Source organism: Acidovorax sp. PRC11 (genome assembly GCF_031844105.1).
Taxonomy (GTDB): Bacteria; Pseudomonadota; Gammaproteobacteria; order Burkholderiales; family Burkholderiaceae_C; genus Paracidovorax.
On record NZ_JAUZUQ010000003.1, the window covers coordinates 73752 to 94559 of the forward strand.

The following is a 20808-nucleotide window of genomic DNA, read 5'->3' on the forward strand; positions in this document are numbered from 1 at the left end:
GTAATTTATGGAAGGGGAGAGGGTGATGCAATCCAGGATGCTGAGAGGGCCGCGCGGCGTGCAGATGGAAGAGGTCTGGGCGGCGGCGGACACGGTGCTCGGGCTCGGCGAGCGGCCGACCATCGAGCGCGTGCGGCAGCAGCTGGGCAGGGGGTCGCCCAACACCGTGGGACCGATGCTGGATGGGTGGTATGCCACGCTGGCCCGGCGACTGCAGGCCCCGGTAGATCCGGCACACCCTGCAGATGACGGTGCCGACGGGCAGCCCGCCGTGCCTGCGCCGGTGCTGCGCGCGGCGAAAACCCTGTGGGGCCGGGCGCTGCAGCATGCCGATGAGGCCGCCACGGCCCGGCTCGCCCGATCCCGGTCCGAACTGGAGGCGCAGGCCGAGGCCCTGCGCCGGGCCCAGGAGGCACTGGCGCAGGAACGGCAGCGGCTCGACGACCGCGGCGAGGCCTACGCGGTCGTCCTCCAGGCCCGCGACGCCCAGATCGCCGAAGCGGCACGCCAGGTCCAGGAACTGCAGCAACAGCTTCTGGCCTGCCAGCAGCAACTGGCCGCGGCCCGCTCCGAGAACGCGCAGCTGCGCAAGGCGGCGGACGCCGATCGCAAACGCCAGGAAGCCCGGGAGGCCGACCACCAGGCCGAACGTACCCGCCTTGAAGAACGCGCCCAGGCCCAGGAGCGGCGCCTCCACGCCGAGGTCGACCGGGCCCGCCAGGAGGCCCGGCGGCTGGCATCGCAGATAGAGAGCGACCAGAGGAAATCCGCCAAGGCGCTCGCCGACGCCCAGGACCGGGCGCGGGATGTCGAGGCGCAGCTCGGCACGCTGCAGGCCGCCCACGCCGGCCTGGCGCAGGAACTGCAATCCGCTCGCGGCGAGGCCGAGCGCCTGCGGTCGAAGCTCGACGACCGCAGCGGCGAGGTGCTGGCCATGCTCAGTGAGTTGCGGGAGCGGCTGCCTGCCGGTCCCAGGAAGAAGCAGCTTGCGGGGCCGGCGAGGGTCAGGAAGCCCAAGGGGTGAGACGGTGCGGTGCTGGCGGGTATGCTGGCTCCGTTCCCAAAGGCCGGCCGGCCTCTGGGCCACCGTGCATCATCTACTAGATACGATGTATATTATGTCAAATTACATCTGAAGCGCTTGACAGGAAGATCCACCAAAAACGGCCGGCATCTGGAATGCCGGCCATCCGGTATGCGCCGGCGTTCATGCGCCGGCGGTGTCGCTGCGGGTTCGGAGGCCCGTCCCTGTCATCGAGGTCTTCAGTGCATCAGCGCTTCCAGTTCTGCAGCTGCAGGAGGTTCTGCGCGGCTTGTGCGGCGCGCGGGTCCTGCTTCTCCGCGGCCTGGTACGCGTTGGACGGCAGGCTGGTGCGCAGCTGCTGCATGCCGGAGGCGCCCGTGGATTCGCGCGTGGGCAGTTCGGTGGTCGACGCGTAGATTTCGTTGAGGTTGCGCGTTTTCGGCGTGGCCGGGGCGTCTTCGGTTTCCTCGCGCCGTGCGGTGGAAACGGTGAGATGGGCATTCACTCGGTTGAGCATTATTGTTGTCCTTGGATACAAAAGTGGAGACCGGGTGATTGGAGTCCCGCTCCGGCCGGACGTGGGCGGCCGGCACGAAGCGAGGCCTGCAGGTGCGAAGGAATGCCGCCGATGCGCCCCCGGCGTGCGTGCTCCCTGCCGCGGCTTCCATTGCCTGGAGCACCGGATGCGCCCCTTCGCCCCGCCCTCTTCCTTCGCATGCGCTCCGGCCCGGCCCCTGGTTCGTCCTACCGAGGCCGCCGTCCGGTTCAGTGAAAGGAGCTGCCGGTCAGCCCTCGCCGACCGGCCACTCCAGGTGCCGCCGGCTTTCGAACCGGCGCTCGCCGCCGGTGACCGGGTCGGTGAACGCGATCGCGCGGGCCAGCAGTTGCAGAGGCCGGGAAAAGTCGCCTTCCGGCGGATCGTTCACTTCGGGATAGAAGGCATCGCCCCGCAGCGGCAGGCCCAGGGCGTCCATGTGCACGCGCAGCTGGTGGCGCTTGCCCGTCACGGGCGAGAGCCGGTAATGCGCCCAGGCGCCTGCCGTCTCCAGCACGTCGATGCGCGTGAGGCTGTTGGGCTCGCCGGGCACCTCGTGCATGCGGAAGAACTGCGGGCTCTCTTCGATGCGGCTGGCGCGCTCCATCGGGAAAGGCAGCTCCGGGCGCCAGGGGGCGACGGCTTCGTAGGTCTTGTCCACCATGCGGTCGCGGAACAGCGCCTGGTAGCGGCCGCGCGTGGCGCGCTGCACAGAGAACAGCACGAGGCCGGCCGTGTCGCGGTCGATGCGGTGCATGGGCGACAGCTCCTCCAGGCCGAGCCGGCGCTTGAGCCGCACGAGCAGCGTGTGCTGCAGGTAGCGCCCGGTGGGCACCACGGGCAGGAAGTGCGGCTTGTCGGCCACCACCAGGTGCTCGTCCTGGTAGAGCACGGATTCCTCGAAGGGGATGCAGGCCTCGTCCTCGATTTCCCGGTAGTAGTAGATGCGCAGGCCCCGCACGAAGGGCCGGTCGGGCGTGACGGGGCGGGCGTGCTCGTCCACCACTTCGCCGCGCTCCATCCGCGCCTGCCACCCGGCCCGGTCCACCACCGGTAGCCGGCCGGCCAGGAAGTCGATGAGCAGGCCGTCTCCCTGGCTGGACGTGACCACGCAACTGGGACTCACGCCCGCGCGGACGGGCAGCACGCGGGGATCGTTGGGGTTGTGCATGGGCGCGCATTCTAGGAGCCGCGCCGCCAGCACCGATCGGGCCCGCACCCGATAACGCAACCGTGGGTGGGTGGCTTGGGCGCATGCAATGGTCGCGTTGTAGGACAAGAGCGCGTGCCGCATGCGCTGCCAGCCGTCGTGGCCGGCGCGGTCCTCGCACTAGCATTGGCCGCACAGCTGCCCGCCGTGCAGACGTACATACCAAGAAACCCTGGGGGCGGCAGGCCGGCATTTTCCTCCAGGGACTCCACTACACGCCCATCGCCATGCGCCCTTCCCTTCCTTCCCATCCTCTCCACCGGCCCCGATCCCCCGCTGCGCGCGGCCAGCGGGGCCGGGCCATGACCTGGGTGCTCGGCGTGTTGGGAACGCTGGTGGCCCTGCTGCTAATCGCCCTCGTCATCCTGCTCACGTTCGACTGGAACCGCGCCAAGCCCTGGATCAACGAGCGCGTGAGCGCCGCCACCGGACGCCACTTCGAGATCGCAGGCGATCTGTCGGCCCGCTGGCACTGGCCGCAGCCGGTGGACATGGAGACCGGCTGGCGCCGCTGGGTGCCCGGGCTGACGGTGCAGGCGGAGCGGCTGGTGCTGGGCAACCGCCCGGACTTCGGCCGCTATGGAGCGGTGGGCATGGAGTCCGCCAACGCCGATGCGCGCGTGGTGGAAAAGCGCGCCGCCGCTTCGGATGCGGCATCCCCGGCCTCGGCCGCATCGTCGCCCGCGTCCGCGCCTGCTTCCTCGCCCGCGTCCGGGCCGGCAGCGGCCGCGTCGTCGGGCGCGAGCGCCCCCGCCGTGGCGGACGGCTCGCAGCCCGCCGGCGCCACGCCTCCGGCCATGGCGTCGGTGGGCCGCGCAAGCGCATCGCTCAAGCTGCTGCCGCTCCTGGTGCGGCACGTGTCCATCGGCACGCTGGCGGTCGAGTCGCCCGACGTGGCCCTGGCCCGCCGCGCGGACGGCAGCAACAACTGGACGTTCGACCGGCCCGCGGCCGACGGCGAGCCGAGCCCGAACCCCTGGACGGTGGACGTGGGCCGCGTGTCCGTGAAGGAAGGCCGCGTGGCGCTGGCCGATGCGATGAAGGATCTGGCCTTCGTGGCGAATCTCTCCACCCAGGAAAGCCCGGGGCCGTACGGCCTGCGCTTCGACGTGCGCGGCCGCTACGCCAAGGCGCGCATCGAGGGCAGCGGGCAGGCGGGCCACGTGCTCTCGCTGCGGCAGAAGGAAGTGCAGTACCCGCTGCAGTTCAAGGCCCGGGCGGGCACGGTGCGCGCCGAGGTGGAGGGCACGCTGTCCAACCCTGCATCGTTCTCGGGCCTGGACATGCAGGTGCTGCTGCAGGCCGAGAGCATGGCCGATCTCTATCCGCTGACGGGCATCGTGCTGCCCAACACGCCACCCTTCCGCACCAAGGGCCACCTGGTGGGCAGCCTGGAGCCGGGCCGTGCCGTGTGGGACTACCGCGACTTCACGGGGAACGTGGGGCAGAGCGACCTGCGTGGCCAGCTCACCTACACCTCCGCCGAACCCCGCCCGCGCCTCACGGGCGAGATGGCATCGAAGCAGCTGCGCCTGGCCGATCTGGGCCCGGTGGTGGGCGCGCCGTCCGGCGAGCGGCCGCAGGAAAAAGGCACGTCGAAGCGCGCCGGCAAGGTGCTGCCCGACGCCGCCTTCGCCACCGACCGCTGGAACGCGATGGACCTGGACCTGAAGTTCAAGGGCGAGCGCATCGTGCGCGACGAAAGCCTGCCGATCGAAAACCTCGACGTGCATGCCCGCATGGAGAACGCCCAGCTCACCCTGTCGCCGCTGCGCTTCGGCGTGGCGCAGGGCAAGATCGATTCCACCGTGGTGCTCGACGGCCGCGAGGGCCCGCTCAAGGCCCAGCTGCGCGGCAGCGTGGACGGGCTGCGCCTGTCGGCCCTCTTCCCCAAGGTCGAGCTGATGGAAAAGAGCTTCGGCCGGCTGGACGGCGCCATGGCCGTGAACGGCACCGGCAATTCGATAGCGAAGATGCTGGGCACGAGCAACGGCGAGGCGCGCGTGTACATCCGCGACGGCCGCTTCAGCAAGCAGATGCTGGACCTGGCGGCGCTCAACGTGGGCAGCGTAGTGGTGGCCAAGCTGTTCGGCGAGAACAAGGAAGTGCAGCTGCGCTGCGCCGTGGCGGATTTCGGCATCAAGGACGGGATCGCGCAGACCCGCTCGGTGAAGCTCAACACCGAAGAGGCCGTGGTGGAGGCCATGGGCACGATCGACCTGGGCCGCGAATACATGGACCTCTACATCAAGCCCGAATCGCTGAAGTGGAAGTTCTTCTCGCTGCGCACGCCGCTCTACGTGAAGGGCAATTTCTCGGACCCGAAGGTCGGCCTGGAAGCGGGCCCGCTGCTGCTGCGCGCGGGCGCCGCCGTGGCGGCTGCCGTCGTGGCGCCGGCGGCGCTGGCGCTGGTACCCGTCACCGTGCCGGCCGCCGAGGACGACGAGAACTGCGCCGCCCTGCTCGCGAATGCGAACCGCGACGTAAAGGCCGGCAAGGCCGGGGCCGCGCCCAAGCCGGCGCCCGCCGAGGAACGGCGCCGCCCGGCCTCGGCCGCGCGCTGAGGGGGGCCGTCCGCCCCGATGAAAGCGGCCCACACGCCCTGGCGAAGCGGTTCTGGCGAGGGACCGCATCAGAAGGGTCGTGTGAGCCGCTCTCAGTGGAAATCCCGGCTGCCCTCCAGCGCCGGGGCCAGCCGGCCCAGCATCGGGGTCAGGTCCCTGCAGCGCTGCAGCACCAGGTGCCGCACCACCGCGGCCCCGGGGCCGGCGCCGTCGGGGCGGTGGCACTGCCAGGTGCCCTCCACGGCCAGCAGGCGCGAACGCAGGAGCGGGTTGCGCCAGGTCTCGACGAGCGAAGGCCAGACGATCACGTTCACGGGCCCGGTCTCGTCCTCCAGCGTGACGAACATCGTGCCCTTGGCCGAGCCCGGCCGCTGGCGCACGGTGACGAGGCCGCAGGCGCGCACGCGCCGGCCGTGCGGCACGGCCTGCAGCGCCTGGGCGCTCAGGATGCGCCAGCGCTCCATGCGTTCGCGCAGCAGCGCCATCGGGTGGCGGCGCAGCGTGAGCCCGGTGGCGGCATAGTCGAAGACGATCTCCTCGCCCTCGGGCGCCTCCGGCAGCGCCAGCGGCGCCTCGTGCACGGGGGCGTCCTGCAGCAGCTCGGGCGCCCGGCGCTGCGCGGCCGCCTCCCACATCTGCTGGCGCCGGTGCCCCGCCAGGGAGCGCAGCGCATCGGCCGCCGCCAGCGCCTGCAGGTCCTGCCGGTCCAGCCGCGCGCGCAGGGCGAGGTCCTGCACGTCGGCGAACGGGCGCGCGGCGCGCGCCTGCGCGAGCCGCTGCGCCGCCGCCTCCCCGAAGCCCGCGACCAGGTGCAGGCCCAGGCGCACGGCGGGTTGCGCCTCCTGCACGCCCGGCAAGGGTTCATCAGGCCCTTCGAGCGTGCTGTCCCAGCCGCTGTGCACGGCGTCGGCCGGCAGCACGCGCAGGCCGTGGCGCCGCGCGTCCTGCACCAGCTGCGAGGGGGTGTAGAAGCCCATGGGCTGCGAATTGAGCAGGGCCACCAGGAAGCAGGCCGGCTCATGGCACTTGAACCAGCTGCTCGCATAGGCCAGCAGCGCGAAGCTGTAGGCATGGCTCTCGGGGAAGCCGTATTCGCCGAAGCCCAGCATCTGCTGGTAGATGCGCTGGGAGAATTCCTCCGAATACCCGTTCTTGCGCATGCCTTCCATCAGTGCCTGCTCGAAGCGGTGCACGCCGCCGCGCCGCTTCCATGCGGCCATGGAGCGGCGCAGGTCGTCGGCCATGCCGGGCGTGAAATCCGCCGCGATCATGGCGATCTGCATGACCTGCTCCTGGAAGATCGGCACCCCCAGCGTGCGTGCGAGCGCGTCGTGCAGGTCGTCGTGCTCCAGCAACAGAGGCTCCTTTCGCAGCTGCCGCTCCCGCGCCTGCAGGTAGGGATGCACCATCCCCCCCTGTATCGGCCCCGGCCGCACGATCGCCACCTCCACCACGAGATCGTAGAGTTCGCGGGGCCGCAGGCGCGGCAGCATGCTCATCTGCGCGCGGCTCTCGATCTGGAACACGCCCACGGTGTCGGCTGCGCAGATCATCTCGTAGGTGGCGGCGTCCTCGCGTGGGATGTCGGCCAGGCCCCACACCTGGCCGCGCAGGGCCGCCCGCAGGTCGAGCGCGCGGCGCAGGGCGCTCAGCATGCCCAAGGCCAGCACGTCCACCTTCATGAGGTGCATGTCGTCCAGATCGTCCTTGTCCCACTGGATGATGGAGCGCCCGTCCATGCTCGCGGGCTCCACGGGCACGATGCGCGTGAGCTTGCCCTCGGTGAGCACGAATCCGCCCACGTGCTGGCTCAGGTGGCGCGGGAAGCCGCGCAGGTCGTCGGCCAGCTCCAGCCAGAGCGCGGCCGTGTGCGGCGCGATCGGCGCGCCCAGCCCGGCGGCAAGTTCCTGCAGGCGCTCGGCGGCGATCTCCTCGTCGAACCAGTGGTGGTCCTTGGCGAAGGCGTCGACGACGGCCGGCGCCACGCCCAGCGCCTTGCCCACGTCGCGCAGCGCGCTGCGCGTGCGGTAGCAGATGACCACGGCGGCGATGGCGGCACGCTCGCGGCCGTATTTCCGGTAGATGTACTGGATGACCTCCTCGCGCCGGTCGTGCTCGAAATCCACGTCGATGTCGGGCGGCTCGTCGCGCTCCCTGCTGATGAAGCGCTCGAACAGCAGTTGCGTCTTGGTCGGATCGACCGCCGTGATGCCCAGGCAGAAGCACACCGCCGAATTGGCGGCCGACCCCCGCCCCTGGCAGAGGATGCCGAGCCGGCGCGCCTCGCGCACGATGTCGTGCACGGTGAGGAAGTACATCTCGTAGCGGCATTCGGCGATGAGGTCGAGCTCCCTGGCGATCTGCGCGCGCACGGCGTCGGGCACGCCCTGCGGATAGCGCTCGCGGGCGCCGGCCTCGGTGTAGGCCGCCAGGGCACCGCCCGGCGTCATGCCGGCCGGAACGGTTTCGAGCGGGTAGCGGTAGCGGATCTCGTCGAGGCTGAAGGTGCAGCGCCCGGCCACCTCCAGCGTGGCGGCGAGCAGGTCGGGCGGATAGAGCGCGGCCAGGTGCATGCGTGCGCGCAGCCGGCGCTCGCCGTGGGCCTGCAGCGCGAAGCCGCATTCGGCCACGGGCCGGCCCCAGCGCACGGCGGTGATGACGTCCTGCAGGCGTTTGCGCTGCAGCACGTGCATGTGTACGTCGCCGGCCGCCACCAGGGGCGCCTGCAGGGCGGCGCCCGCGCGCTCCAGGGCCTGCAGCCAGAGGGCGTCGTCCGGCGCGGTGTGCAGTTCCACGGCCAGCCAGGGGGAGATGCCCTGCGCGCGCAGCCATCGGCACGCCTGCGCCAGGGCGGCCTCGATGCCGTCCGGGTCCAGCGCGGACAGCCGGTCCTTGCGCGGAGCGACCAGCACCTCGCAGCCGCGCAGGCGCGAGAAATCGCTGCCGGCACCGACACGGTATTCCCCCTTGGGCGCGATGCGCCGCGCGTCGCTGATGAATTCGCACAGGTTGCCCCAGCCGGCCTCGTCGCGCGCGAGGGCCACGAGCCGCACGTCGCCGCAGGCGAATTCGCTGCCCACGATGAGGCGCAGGCCGCATTGGCGCGCCGCCGTGTGCGCGCGCACCACGCCGGCCACGGAGCATTCGTCGGTGAGCGCCAGCGCCTCGTAGCCCAGCTCGGCCGCGCGCTCGACCAGTTCGGCCGGATGCGAGGCGCCGCGCTGGAAGCTGAAATTGCTCAGGCAGTGCAGCTCGGCGTACGCGGGCAGCAGGCCCGATGCCGCGCCGTGCCCTGCCCCCGGTCCATGTCCCTGCCCTGGTGGCACGGGGGAGTCCGCTGGCGGCGCGGCCCGGCTCATGCGTACACCCCATGCCAGAACCACCGGAAATGCCCCGTGGCGCGCTCACCCTCCCACTGCCGGTAGACCCAGACCGTGCCCACGGCGGCATTGGAAGCCACGAAGTATTCGCGCCGCTCCGCACGGTTTTCCCACCAGCCGCCTTCGAAGCGGTGCGGCCCGGCCAGCAGGCGCAGCGGCCCGTGCAGGCAGGGCCGGTCGCCCTGCAGGGCCAGGGGCCGGGGTGGCTGCACGAGCCAGGCGGGCCAGAAGGCCGCATCGGCGGCCGTGCCCGCGGCCTCGTTCGGCGCTGGCGCGGAGGCGAGGCCACTGGCGCCGCCCCTGCGCCGCTCCGGCGAGTGCCTCGGGCCCTGCGCAGCGGCCGGCTCCCAGCGCTGCATGCGCTCGGGCCGGTGGTCGGCCTCCAGCACTGGAACGCGCACCTGTTCCGCCCCCCAGCGGGCGGACAGCCGCTCTACCCACTGGTGCCAGCTTTCTCCCTGCGCGCCATCGGTGTTGCCGTCCGGCGGTAGCAGGCTGTCGGTGCCCTGCGGCAGCGGGGCCGTGTCGGTCGCGCGCAGCGTGAGGTGGTTCACGGGGGCCGCCAGCGGCTGGCGTGCCAGGCGCTCGGCCAGCAGCCGGCGCAGGTGGCGCAGGTCCTGCGTGGCCTCGGCCGTGCGCACCGTGAGCTGGCCTTCGGGGGGCAGCTCCACTCCGTCGAGGCGGCGCAGGTCGTGGCGCCACGCGAGCTGCAGCGCGAGCACCCCCTGGTGGCGCGCCTGCAGCCAGCCGTGCAGCGCGCCGAGCAGCCGTCCCGCCGTCCAGAGGAGCTGTTCGGCCGAAGTGGCGACCGCCGGCAGTTCGGCCGGCATCTCGAAGCGTTCGGGCAGTGCCAGCCATGGCAGCGGATGGGGCGCGTCGCCCCAGGCCTGGTCGAGCGCCCGCAGCGGCTCGGCCCCGAACCGCCGGGCGGCCCCGTCGCGCGGCAGCGCGCGCACGGCGGCCCAGGTGCGGCAACCCATGCGCTCCAGGCTGGCGGCATGCGGGCGCAGGGCGGAGAGCGTGGCCAGCGGCAATCCGTGCGGCACGCGGTGCGGCGGCGGGCGGCGGGCCGCCATCAGGCGCAGCAGCGCCAGGGCCTGCAGGGCCGTCGGCGCTTCGGCCATCGGAGCGGGGGCATCGCCGCCTTCGGGCATATCCGGAGCCGAGGCTTCGTCCGCGCCGTGCCGCAGCCCGGCGTGCGATCGGCACTGGTGCTCGCGCAGCAGGGCGCGCAGCGCCGCGCGCCCTCCCCAGAGGCGCTCGGTGCCCGCCACTTCCAGCAGCACGGCCTCGTCCAGCAAGGCTACGCGGGGCGTGAAGCGCAGCGCCCACCAGCCGGCAGCCGCCTCGGGCACGCCCGGCGGCAGCTCAGCCTGCAGCGACGGCAGTGCGACCCAGTGCATGGCCGGGCTCCGGAACGGCATCGCCCGTCGATGGCCTGGACGGCCTGACGGGTGCCTGCGGGGAAAGTGCGGGCGAACGCCGCAGCGCCGCGGCGCGCGATGCCATCCATTGCCGCCATGCGGCGAGCCGCTGCGCCTTCGCGCGGCTCGATGCGGCCAGGGCGGATTCCAGGGCCGGCCCATAGGCCGGCACCATGACCGGGGAGAGCACCGGGGCGCCGCGGCGCTTGATCACATCGACCTGCAGCGCGCCCCCGCCCTCCTCCGCCGCGCCCACCGCGAGGCGCAGCGGCGCGGGCGAGGCCTGCTGGCGCCGCGCCTCGGTGCGGAACACCCAGAGCAGCGCATGGCGCTGCGCCGCGGCCAGCTGCAGCCGCCGCAGCATCTCGGGGTAATCTCGGTTTCCCAGTAGAACCGGAAAGCCAAGGCAAAAAATCACATAGCGACAACAACTTAGCTGCGTTCTATAGTCTCATCAGTCGTGAGGGGGACGCTGATGTCGAGCTACCGGTACAGATTTGTCGGCTACGAGAAACTGCCATCGGCGCTGAACGCCGACGACGTGCAACTGCACTGCCGCCTTCCTGACCGCCTTGTGCAGGAGATCCGCGACAGCAACTACGCCAGGCGCTACCACTTGGCGCTCGCTGTGCAGTTGTCCTTTGTCTCCCTCACCGGCAGGAATCCCGACAGCAAATTGGCCATGCCTCGGGCCATGCTGCATTTGTTGTGCGATCAGCTGGGTCTTCATTCGACCGCGATAGCGTCGCTCAAACCGATCTACTTCAACGCGGAACGTACCCTCGCCAACCACCGTGCCTGGGTTCGAGAACGACTCGATTTCACGGCCTATGGGGAGGACGCCCAAAACCGACTGGAAGCAGCGCTTGCTCAGCAGGCCATCGATGCCACGTCAGTGCAGGAACTATTCAACGCGGCCGAGAGATGGCTCTTTGACAACCGCATTGTCCTGCCGGGTAAGCGTCACTTGGAGGATCTGGCGCGATCAGCGTACCGCGTCGTCGAAGAGTTGGCTCTCGCAACTATCCGCGCGGCAGTGACCCCCGTGCGCCTGCGCGCTCTCCTCAAAGTCATGCTTGAGGAGAGCGTAACACCTGGGATGTCGGTCCTTGAGTGGCTCAAGCAGTCGGCGGGCAAGCACGGCGTGAAGGGCCTCAAGGAGGTCAATTCGCGGATTGACGCTCTCAAGGCGCTTGGCGTGCACTTGTGGGACCTGGACGGCCTCTCCATTGGACGAATCCACGCGTTCGCTCAGGCTGTGGTTAACCGCCCGCCTTCGGAAACTGCACGCCGAGCGGACGACACCCGATCCGTGGAGATCGTGTGTTTCCTCAAGCATCTGCTTGGCGAACTGAGCGATGAAGCGATCTTTCGCAATAACCGGCACACCAGCGATATTGTTCGCTCAGGCACTAAACGCGTCCAGGCAAAACAGGCACAGCGCGCCTACGAATACCGCTGCTCGATTGAGTCGATGAGGGACATTGCGATCGATCAAACCATGGGCGCAGAGGAGCGCCTCGCGGCGATTGCAACACTGGCAGAGGACATGCTCGGTCGCCCGCCGGTTAGTCACGCCGAGGTGGTCCGGGAAACCCTGACCGAGCAGACTTCACGGGTGCGAAATGTTCTCAACGGAATGACCAGTTTGGACTTGCAGGCCGATCCAGCGCATCAAGATAGCAAGCTGCTGGCGGCACTCCAGACACTGCACGCTTGCGGCGCCAAGGAACTACCGGTGGACTTTGACACTTCCCTGGTCGATTCCAAATGGCGTCCCTTGCTGGAAGTCCCTGACCGGGCCGCAGCCCTGCGTGCGTTCGAAGGCTGTGCCTTGCTTCGCATTCGCAAGGGCCTGCTGGGAGGTAGTCTTTACGTGAACCACAGTGCCACTTACAAGAGCAAAGAGAGCCTATTGATCCCACAGGAAGAGTGGGCCCGGGACAAGGAAGCTCTTTGCGAAGCCTATGGTTTGGAGCTCGATCCCAAGAGGGCCCTGGAATTGCAATACGAACTGCTGCGTGCCGGGCTGGCAGATTTGGAGGTCGCCCTGGAGAAAGGCTTGCTCGAAATCGATGATGACGGGTCGGTACGTCTGCCGGCAATCCGTGCCATGGATGAGGAGCCGGAATTACGCCGCACGAACCAGTTCCTGAGCGAGTCCATCGGCACGACACAGTTGCCGGACATCATCCTGGAGATCGACAGCCGCACCCAGATCAGCACCACGCTACTGGGCCGCCAGCCTGAGACTGCGCAGGAGCTCGTCGCCCTGTATGCCGGTTTGCTGGCGCACGGTACCGAGATCGATGCCAAAGCGGCCGCTTCTATGATTCCTGGTGTTCCGGTCAGCCATGTCTCCGCTGCAATGCGAATGCTGGAGGCCCCAGGCCGCCTGCGGGAGGCCAACGACAAAGTGGTTGCTTTTCAGCAGCGCTTCCCCATCGTGAATCTCTGGAGCGACGGCAGCAAAGCCTCGTCGGACATGATGGCTCTGGATGCTACGCGCCACCTGTCCATTGCCCGGACCGATCCGCGCCGCAAGACCGCAGCTGCAGGCATCTATACCCACATTCTGGGGAGCTACCCGGTGATCTTCGACCAGCCCATCGTGTTGATGACGCGTCAGGATGCCCCGGCAGTCCACGGGATAGATGCATACAACTCCAAGGGCGAGGATCGCATCAAGGTTGACCTTCTTGCGGTCGATACCCACGGCTACACATACGCAGGCATGAGCGTGGCCAAGCTGCTGAAGTTTGACTTGTGCCCCCAACTGGCTGGCTTGCCCGACTGCAAGATCTGGACGCCCCGCGCGATCAAAGTGCCTGAGTTGCTGGAAAAGGTGGCCATTCCTTCGATCACGGAAAAGGCCATTCGCGAGGGTTGGGATCAGGCAATGCGCCTCATGGCCTCCATTCGGTCCGGGCGGGTCAGCGTCGCCTGGGCGCTGGCGCGCCACGGAAGCGCCGCTGCAGGGGATGACGTCCGCCGCTGCCTGGACCAGTATGGACGTTTGCTCCGCTCCGTCTTTCTGTGCGACTACTTTACCAACGATGCCTTCAGGCGAGAGATCCATACGCTGCTCAACCGGGGCGAATCCGTACATCAGCTTCAGCGCGCCATCTACTACGGCCGCATCACAGCAGAGCGCGGCCGGCGCCGCGATGAACTCAAATCCATCTCTGGCGCACACGCCTTACTGACGAACATGGTGATCTGCTGGAACACGATGAAGCTCCAAGAGACCGTGGATCGCCTGAAGGCTGGCGGCCAGCGCATCGAGGACGCTGTACTGCGGCGAATTGGACCTGTGCACTTCGGGCACATCAATTTCCGAGGCCTCATGAGCTTCAGCGTGGATCGTTACGCTAGCGTGCTCCTGCGGGCCCCATCGTCGTCAAAACGAGCTCGCACTGGATAACACTCAACAGGTGTTCATTTCCGATTTCTATTTTTTCTCTGCAGAATCGGAAAGTTGCTCCATACAAATCAATAACTTAGCCCACTCGACCATTTCGCGATTTCATTTTTTTCGTGCAAAACCGGAAAGTTGGCTGCGTAAGGTTGCCACTGTCACAGCAGCGATCGAAGGCGCATGGAAATTCCCGGCCCATCTGCGAGCACCAAGCCCGTTCGGCCATTGGTCAGCAACAACGATTTGCAAAATGGCCGAAAAAGCCACGACCTGTCATCCAGCGCTAGCCAGGGCCGGTGCTGCGCCTGGTTGGCCCAAAGCCAGGCGTGGCATTCCGCCTCTCGCTGGTAGGCGACCAGGGTATTGGGCACGTTCTTGAGGTCGCTGTAGTTTGGGGTGGCCCCCAGGATTCGTGCGGCTATGTCCGAGGAGAACCGTCGTTGGAGCGCCTGCACTGGCTCTTGCAGACGCCATGTGCTGGTGATCACCACATCGCAGTCCGGTACGTTTCTCAATGCCGCCTCAAGGACGGGCAGACAGCAGAAATGCTTTGATTCATGGCAGTGCTCCGGATGCAGCACGCCATCGATATCCAAAAACAGGATGGGCATGGTGGTTAGTACGAAACACATTCCCTGCGGGCAGAAATTTCTCTAGAAAATCCGGCGCAATGAGACTAGTTAGTCGTGGTCTTTTTGGTCGCCTTGGGAGGAAATCGGATGAATGTCCTCCCGAAAGCGTGTTCCACCCCAAGCCGACTTTGGTCGGGCGCTGCAGCAATTGCGCGCGGCACGCGGCTTGGTTCAGGAAGACATGTTGCTGGCCACAAGCCGGCGGCACATCAGCCGTATCGAACAGGGCCATCAAGTGCCCAGCGTGCGCACGATCGAAATGTTGGCTGAGCAAATGCAGCTTCATCCGTTGACGCTGGTCGCCGCTGCGTACTGCCCGAACCTCGACGCAGCCTCGGTCAACGAAATCCTCAAGGCCGTCAAAGCTGACTTCAAGAGTATCGCTTCAGACTAGGCATGGCACGCCGAATCGGCATGCTCCCGGGCGTCCTTGACCAGCATTTCAAGGCCTTCCATCACGCCGGATCCAACAGGCGTTGCATCCTGGCGCTCCAGCATCCGGTTGACGATCTCGCGATCAACTGCAGTGCTCAGAAAGCACAGTGCCGCCTGCAGGGTTTCCAGACCAACCTCCAATTGGTCACCTACCCGCTCGGCGCCCGCTTTGGAAAGAAGCAAGAGCGCGATCGGTAAAGCCGCGCGTGCGGTGTCATGACCGCCATTCCATCCAACACCGGCCAGAAGGTCTCTGAACTGGTCTGCCACTAGCAGAAGGTGCTTCTCATCGAGCGCGTCCGGCAAGATTGCTTCCCATCCATGTGTCTGAATCAGACGCACCATGTCTGTTGCGCCAAAGTTTCCGAGTGTCGCTTTTTCCAAACGTAGCATTCTTCGCCATCCAAGTTAATATGAGACTAATTGGTCCCATTTCTGAGACCGTGGGGGCGCGAAGATAGCTGAGCGCGAATGGCGTTTGCGCTTTCGCAGCGGGCATCCCACTCAATGGAAAGCTACCAGTTGTCTGAACCCCAGGGGCAGGCAACCAGCCTGTTGCCGTACCTGTTGGACTCTCTTGAAAAACCGCTTTGATATCGCCCGCCTGGCTGAACTGGACCGACAGTTTTGCGATTTCGCCAAACTGCAGCGCAGCGCCACGCCACGGTGTGGGTGGGCCAAGACGGTTCGGCTAGCGCTCGGCATGAGCTCCAATGCGTTGGGTGAGCGTCTGGGCGTGACCGCCCAAGGGGTCCGCAAGCTTGAGCAGGCCGAAGCAAATGGCACGATCACGTTGAACACACTCGCCCGCCTTGCCCATGGCTTGGACTGCGAGGTGCACTACATGTTCGTTCCACGAACGAGTTTGGTGGAGCAGGTCCTCAGGCGCACACACGAAGTCGCCGGAACGCCCATGCCTTCAACGCCTGTGTTGACCGAGGCCATGACCGAAGCACAAACGCTGGCCGCTCTTTCAACCATGCTCGCCCATGTCAACAAGCGGGGCCTGTGGTAGCCACAACACGACGGGTTGGGCCCGGCTCCTGCTCGAAACGGTGCCGCCTCTGCAATTCGTCATCACTGGTATCATCCCGCGCAAAGCAAGCCCCCGGTGCGACCTCTGCGAAAGCATGCCCCCGGGGGCGACGTTTTTTCGCCGATTCCTCGATCAATGAGCCCACTACCATGCGCGTGAGGTAATTGGCGTGCATGAGTGCATGTGAACGCCAGACGGAATGTTGCGCCTGTTGTGTGTTGCATCCGCACTGTTGCTTGCTCGTACGGCAGGTGCTTTAGAGTACGCCGGATCTACCTCTGTTCTCCCGGCGCTTGCTCACTAGTGGAAAAAGCACTTGGCGCGGCGACTGCCAACAGCGCCAGAAAAGCCGCTACCCCCAATCCCGCTGAAACCCACAGAGCACCGGCTCCCAGTCGATCCAAGCAAAGTCCAAACACCCAGGGCGAAGCCGCTTGTGCAATCCGTGCGGGCACCATGAGCACTCCCTGCCGGTGCCCATACCCCGCTGGCCCAAACAACACCAGGGGCAACGTCCCCTTGGCAATCGTCAGGATGCCATTGCCCGCGCCGTGGAACATCGCAAACAGCGCGGCCGTCGGTGCTCCGGCAATTGCGAGCAGCCCTGCACCCACCGGATGCATCAGCGCCGCGAGACGTGCGGACAGCAGAGGGTGTACATGCCGAAGCAGACCAAACTCCAGCAACCGACCTGCGACCTGCGCCGGCCCGACCAACGCTCCGACGGCCACGGCGGTGGCTAGCGTGGCACCACCCTCGTGCAGCAGGCGCGGGAGATGGGCGGCCATGGCGGTACTCGTGAACCAGGTAGCAGCAAAAACGAAGGCCAGCAGCGCAGTGGTATGGCGCGCAGGGGCTGGTACAGGCTCAGGGGTTGGCAGTGCTGCATCGAGTCCCGTCGATGACTGTGCTGTGCCTTCGGCTAGAGCCCGGCGCGGTATCACCGCGTTCAGCGGTAGGCCCACCACCAAATGCAGTCCAGCCCAGGCCCAGCAGACTCCACGCCATCCCCACTGAGACTCCATCCACATCGACAGCGGCCATCCCACCGTGCTGGCAAAGCCTGCGATCAGCGTGATGCCCGTGATCTGGTTGCGCGCGTTCTTGCCGTGCAGGTGCACCAGCGCTGCAAACGCCGCTTCGTACAAGCCACTGCCCATGCCAACCCCCAGCAGGAGCCACGCAGCAAACAGTGTCCAGGGACCCTGGGCCATGGCAAGAGCTGACAAGCCGAACGCAAACGCGACACTGGTCGCCATCAGCACTGGCCGTCCACCGAGTCCATCAATGGCACGACCGGCATGAGGGCCCAAGAGCGCTGAAACGACCAGCGCGCAAGAGAACGCCGCAAACACCATCGGCGTTGAGACTCCCAAGTCCTTGGCCATGGGTGCCGCCAAGATGGCTGGCAGGTAGTAGGTCGAAGCCCAGGCCAGGGTCTGCGCTGTTCCAAGGCTGGCTACCGTGGTTGCCGATTTGATGGTGCTCAACGCGATTCCTCTTTGGGATGCTGGTGATGATGCTCAGGAGCAGCAGGTCGTGCGACGGGGAGTGGCCGACAGCGCAGGATCCTTGTCCGCTGCGGAGCAGCCGCATTCTGGGTTTCCTGCAGATTTCTCCGCCTCGTCAAGGGCGCAGCACGCCGACGTATCTCTCACCGCAGGACCACCGCAGCAAATGATGCCGGAGCGGATGTTTGCGGGGCAGGAGCGGCAAGGTCCACAGAAAAGATGCCTGCTTGTGGCAGACCGAGCCGCACCTCGTCAGTAACCGTATCTGCAAGTAGGTGCGCCGCAATACTTATCAGTCAGAGCAGCATCGCTGAGGTTCAGGCCTTTTCAAAATCGTGCACCCGGGCGCAGGGCTGCAGACACATTGTGCGGCGGATGCAGAAACGAATTTGCTGAGGCTTCGTTCAGGCGCGGCAGCATTCAGGCAGGAACATTGACTTGAGCTGCGTCCAGTAGCCCGCACGCGCTGGGTATTCCGTGGTGGACGAGAACAACCCGACCTGCGCGGGATCGTTCTTTCCTGGCTGGTAGCGGAAGGTGCCGAAGACCTGGTCCCAGAGGATAAATGCGCTCCCGAAGTTCGCATCGGCCTCGGCGCATTCTGTGGAGTGGTGCCAGCGGTGCAGTTCGTTGGTACTGAAGACGTAGTTGGCCCAGCCGCTGCGCAGGTCCAGGTTTGCATGCTGGAGCATCAACACCGGCTGGGACAACGCCAGATAGGCCAGGATCGCTTCAGAAGAGAACCCGAGCAGCATGGCTGGCAGCATGGACACTGCGAAATTGATCACATGGTTGAGCGGATGGAACCGCAGATTGTTGAGCGCGTATAGGCGCTCGCTGCTGTGGTGCATCGCATGCAGCCACCACAGAGGGCGGAACACGTGGTGCAGCCGGTGGGACCAGTATTTGCCCAGCTCGATCAGGAGCGCCACCATGACGACCTGCAGCACAAACGGCAGGCTCTGCAGCCACTCCGAGCCCTGTGCTCTACTGTGCCCGTACACCGCCACCATGGACAGGGTACCCAGCAGCTTGAGCAGCGGCTCCACCACGCCCACCATGGTGGCGGCACTGGCCCAGTCCGTGGCAGTGTCGCCGCTGGATCGGTTCCAGACGGCGCGGTAGGGAAAGAAGCGCTCCAGTACGCTGGCCAGCAGCAGCGTTGTGGCCGAGAGCGCGAGCACCACGATTTCCAGCGGTCCACCGGCTTGGTGAACAGCGGCAAAGGTACTCACGCTGGCCGCAGCGACCAGTGCGACGAGATTGCGGGAAAGAAAAACGGGCATGTCCGATCCTTCTGTTGACGCTGAAGTGGGACGCGATCAGATACTGCGCTGGTTCACACGCTTGGACAGCGCCTCGGCGCTTTCCCGGCGCTCGCTGTACCGATCCACCAGGTAGTCAGCGCAGTCGCGCGTGAGCAGCGTGAACTTGACCAGCTCTTCCATCACGTCCACCACCCGCTCGTAGTAGCTCGATGGCTTCATGCGGCCGCTCTCGTCGAATTCCAGGAAGGCCTTGGCGACCGATGACTGGTTGGGGATGGTGATCATGCGCATCCACCGGCCCAGCACCCGCATCTGGTTGACGGCGTTGAACGACTGCGAGCCGCCCGACACCTCCATCACCGCGAGCGTCTTGCCCTGCGTTGGCCGCACAGCGCCCACCGACAGAGGTATCCAGTCGATCTGCATCTTCAGGATGCCGGTCATTGCGCCATGGCGTTCCGGTGAGGTCCACACCATGCCCTCGGCCCATTGGGCAAGCTCGCGCAGTTCCACCACCTTGGGATGGCTGTCGGGCTCCGAGTCCGGCAGCGGCAGGCCTCGCGGATCGAAGATGCGGGTTTCTGCCCCCAGGGTGCGCAGCAGCCTGGCGGCTTCCTCCGTCAGCAATCGGCTGTAGGAGCGCTCACGCACCGAGCCATAGAGCAGCAAGATGCGAGGCGCATGGGTGGAGCGCTGTGCAGGCGCCAGCCGCTCCAGATCGACCTGCTCCAGCAGGGCTGCGTCAACGTTGGGGAGATCCGGATTCATACCAGCCCTTGGAAGAGTTCACGACTTTGACGACGAGCAGCATCACCGGTACTTCGATGAGCACGCCCACCACGGTGGCCAGCGCCGCGCCCGAATGAAACCCGAACAGGCTGATGGCGGTAGCCACGGCCAGCTCGAAGAAATTGGAGGCTCCGATCAATGCCGATGGGCAAGCCACGGCGTGCTTCTCTCCCGCAGCGCGGTTGAGCCAGTAGGCCAGCGCAGAGTTGAAAAACACCTGGATCAGGATGGGCACGGCCAGCAATGCGATGACCAGGGGTTGCTCCAGGATGGCCTCCCCCTGGAACGCAAACAGCAGCACCAGCGTGAGCAACAGCGCGCCGATAGACCAAGGCCCGATGCGATGCAGCGCGGCGTCAAACGCTGCCTGCCCCCGCGCCAGAAGGACCCGGCGCAGCCATTGGGCCAACACCACCGGGATCAGTATGTAGAGCACCACGGACGTGAGCAGCGTGTCCCAGGGCACCGCGATCGCCGACAGGCCAAGGAGAAAGGCTACCAGCGGAGCGAACGCCACGATCATGATGCCGTCGTTGAGCGCGACCTGGGACAGCGTGAACAGGGGGTCGCCTCCCGTGAGGCGGCTCCATACGAACACCATGGCGGTGCATGGCGCTGCGGCCAGCAGGATCAGGCCAGCGATGTAGCTGTCGATCTGGTCTGCTGGCAGGTACGGCGCAAACCACTGGCGTATGAAAAGCCAGCCCAGGAAGGCCATGGAGAACGGCTTGACCAACCAGTTCACGAACAAGGTGACCCCGATGCCGCGCATATGGTTGCGCACTTCACCCAAGGCGGCAAAGTCCACCTTGAGCAGCATCGGAATAATCATCACCCAGATGAGCAAACCCACAGGAATGTTCACGCGGGCGACTTCCCATGCACCGATCGCTCGGGCCGCTCCAGGGAATGCTTGTCCCAGTCCAATCCCCACCACGATGCACATCACCACCCATACGGTGAGATAGCGCTCGAACACACTCATGCCGGACTTCTGCATTGCATCCCTCAGTTAGCAATCAACTGGCGGGCAGTAGTTTGCAAAGCGGTCTTGGCGAGCTTCTCTTCAGGCAGGCTGACCAGCAGTTCCAGGCGCCGCTTGATGGCGTGCAGTGTTTGGCGGAAGGCTTCGAGCTTCTGTGCTTCAGGGGCGTCGCCTTCGCTCGGGTCTGCATAACCCCAGTGGGCCGTGGCGGGATGGCCTGGCCAAATTGGGCAGACTTCGCCTGCGGCGTTGTCACAAACCGTGATGATCAGATCCATCTGAGGCGCACCAGGCGCCGCGAACTCATCCCAGCTTTTGCTGCGCAGGCCTTCGGTGGCGATCCCCGCATTTCGCAGCACCTGCAGACCCAGAGGGTTGGGTTGCTGGTTCTCGCGCGGACTACTGCCGGCAGAGTAGGCCCGGAAGCGGCTCGTGCCCATGTCATTGAGCAGGGCTTCGGCCAAGATGCTGCGCGCCGAGTTGTGCGTGCACAGGAAGAGAACGTTCAGGGGTTGTGTGGTTTCGCTCATGGTGAATTCCAGGTTGATGGCGTGACGGGGAGAACAGCGACGCGAGCGCGCGCCCAGGTGTGTGGAC

General features: G+C 66.5%; 17 protein-coding genes. 5 read left to right on the forward strand and 12 right to left on the reverse strand.

Annotated elements, in window-relative coordinates; genetic code table 11:
• Positions 1 to 25: 25 nt before the first annotated feature.
• The gene (locus Q9R47_RS04310) at positions 26 to 1024 is read left to right on the forward strand and encodes a DNA-binding protein (RefSeq protein ID WP_311231975.1); all 999 of its coding nucleotides are present in this window, start codon (positions 26 to 28) and stop codon (positions 1022 to 1024) included.
• 247 nt (positions 1025 to 1271) lie between these two features.
• On the opposite strand, the gene Q9R47_RS04315 is transcribed toward Q9R47_RS04310, so the two are convergent.
• The gene (locus Q9R47_RS04315; RefSeq protein ID WP_171445619.1) at positions 1272 to 1541 is read right to left on the reverse strand and encodes a hypothetical protein; all 270 of its coding nucleotides are present in this window, start codon (positions 1539 to 1541) and stop codon (positions 1272 to 1274) included.
• A gap of 268 nt (positions 1542 to 1809) precedes the next feature.
• A complete protein-coding gene (locus Q9R47_RS04320; RefSeq protein ID WP_311231976.1) occupies positions 1810 to 2730 on the reverse strand; it encodes a pseudouridine synthase in 921 nt (306 codons plus the stop codon).
• Between the two features lie 266 nt (positions 2731 to 2996).
• Here Q9R47_RS04320 and Q9R47_RS04325 point away from each other — a divergent pair, with 266 nt between their 5' ends.
• Positions 2997 to 5333, forward strand: coding sequence for an AsmA family protein (locus tag Q9R47_RS04325; protein ID WP_311231977.1), 2337 nt, complete (start codon positions 2997 to 2999; stop codon positions 5331 to 5333).
• Positions 5334 to 5425: 92 nt separating this feature from the next.
• Here the strand turns inward: Q9R47_RS04325 and Q9R47_RS04330 are convergent, their stop codons facing one another.
• Genes Q9R47_RS04330 through Q9R47_RS04340 form a run of 3 tightly spaced genes read right to left on the reverse strand, consistent with a single transcriptional unit; the run spans position 5426 to position 10501 of the window.
• Complete coding sequence (locus Q9R47_RS04330; RefSeq protein ID WP_404977091.1) at positions 5426 to 8692, reverse strand: error-prone DNA polymerase; 3267 nt, start codon at positions 8690 to 8692, stop codon at positions 5426 to 5428.
• Positions 8689 to 10116: a DNA polymerase Y family protein gene (locus Q9R47_RS04335; RefSeq protein WP_311231979.1), complete on the reverse strand. Its 1428-nt coding sequence runs from the start codon at positions 10114 to 10116 to the stop codon at positions 8689 to 8691. The genes Q9R47_RS04330 and Q9R47_RS04335 overlap by 4 nt, the downstream gene beginning before the upstream one ends.
• Positions 10082 to 10501: a hypothetical protein gene (locus Q9R47_RS04340; RefSeq protein ID WP_311231980.1), complete on the reverse strand. Its 420-nt coding sequence runs from the start codon at positions 10499 to 10501 to the stop codon at positions 10082 to 10084. The genes Q9R47_RS04335 and Q9R47_RS04340 overlap by 35 nt, the downstream gene beginning before the upstream one ends.
• Positions 10502 to 10612: 111 nt before the next feature.
• On the opposite strand from Q9R47_RS04340, the gene Q9R47_RS04345 reads away from it, so the two are divergent.
• Positions 10613 to 13561, forward strand: coding sequence for a Tn3 family transposase (locus Q9R47_RS04345; RefSeq protein WP_311231981.1), 2949 nt, complete (start codon positions 10613 to 10615; stop codon positions 13559 to 13561).
• A 152-nt stretch (positions 13562 to 13713) separates the two neighbouring features.
• On the opposite strand, the gene Q9R47_RS04350 is transcribed toward Q9R47_RS04345, so the two are convergent.
• Positions 13714 to 14166 (reverse strand): HAD domain-containing protein, encoded by a 453-nt coding sequence (locus tag Q9R47_RS04350; protein WP_311231982.1) that lies wholly within the window; start codon positions 14164 to 14166, stop codon positions 13714 to 13716.
• Between the two features lie 112 nt (positions 14167 to 14278).
• On the opposite strand from Q9R47_RS04350, the gene Q9R47_RS04355 reads away from it, so the two are divergent.
• Positions 14279 to 14581, forward strand: coding sequence for a helix-turn-helix transcriptional regulator (locus tag Q9R47_RS04355; protein ID WP_311231983.1), 303 nt, complete (start codon positions 14279 to 14281; stop codon positions 14579 to 14581).
• On the opposite strand, the gene Q9R47_RS04360 is transcribed toward Q9R47_RS04355, so the two are convergent.
• Complete coding sequence (locus Q9R47_RS04360; protein ID WP_311231984.1) at positions 14578 to 15015, reverse strand: hypothetical protein; 438 nt, start codon at positions 15013 to 15015, stop codon at positions 14578 to 14580. The genes Q9R47_RS04355 and Q9R47_RS04360 overlap by 4 nt on opposite strands.
• Positions 15016 to 15199: 184 nt before the next feature.
• Here Q9R47_RS04360 and Q9R47_RS04365 point away from each other — a divergent pair, with 184 nt between their 5' ends.
• Positions 15200 to 15637: a helix-turn-helix domain-containing protein gene (locus Q9R47_RS04365; protein WP_311231985.1), complete on the forward strand. Its 438-nt coding sequence runs from the start codon at positions 15200 to 15202 to the stop codon at positions 15635 to 15637.
• Between the two features lie 293 nt (positions 15638 to 15930).
• On the opposite strand, the gene Q9R47_RS04370 is transcribed toward Q9R47_RS04365, so the two are convergent.
• The 5 genes from Q9R47_RS04370 to Q9R47_RS04390 form a co-directional block, all read right to left on the reverse strand.
• Positions 15931 to 17148 carry an MFS transporter gene (locus tag Q9R47_RS04370; protein ID WP_311231986.1) on the reverse strand — a complete coding sequence of 406 codons (1218 nt, stop codon included), beginning with the start codon at positions 17146 to 17148 and terminating at the stop codon, positions 15931 to 15933.
• Positions 17149 to 17573: 425 nt separating this feature from the next.
• On the reverse strand, positions 17574 to 18455 hold the full coding sequence (locus Q9R47_RS04375) for a sterol desaturase family protein (protein ID WP_311231987.1): 882 nt from the start codon (positions 18453 to 18455) through the stop codon (positions 17574 to 17576).
• A 36-nt stretch (positions 18456 to 18491) separates the two neighbouring features.
• Entirely contained in the window at positions 18492 to 19205 is a 714-nt protein-coding gene (gene arsH / locus Q9R47_RS04380) for an arsenical resistance protein ArsH (RefSeq protein WP_311231988.1), read from the reverse strand.
• Entirely contained in the window at positions 19180 to 20211 is a 1032-nt protein-coding gene (arsB, locus tag Q9R47_RS04385) for an ACR3 family arsenite efflux transporter (RefSeq protein ID WP_311231989.1), read from the reverse strand. The genes arsH and arsB overlap by 26 nt, the downstream gene beginning before the upstream one ends.
• Before the next feature lie 23 nt (positions 20212 to 20234).
• Positions 20235 to 20741, reverse strand: a complete 507-nt coding sequence (locus Q9R47_RS04390; protein ID WP_311231990.1) for an arsenate reductase ArsC — start codon at positions 20739 to 20741, stop codon at positions 20235 to 20237.
• Positions 20742 to 20808 lie beyond the last annotated feature (67 nt).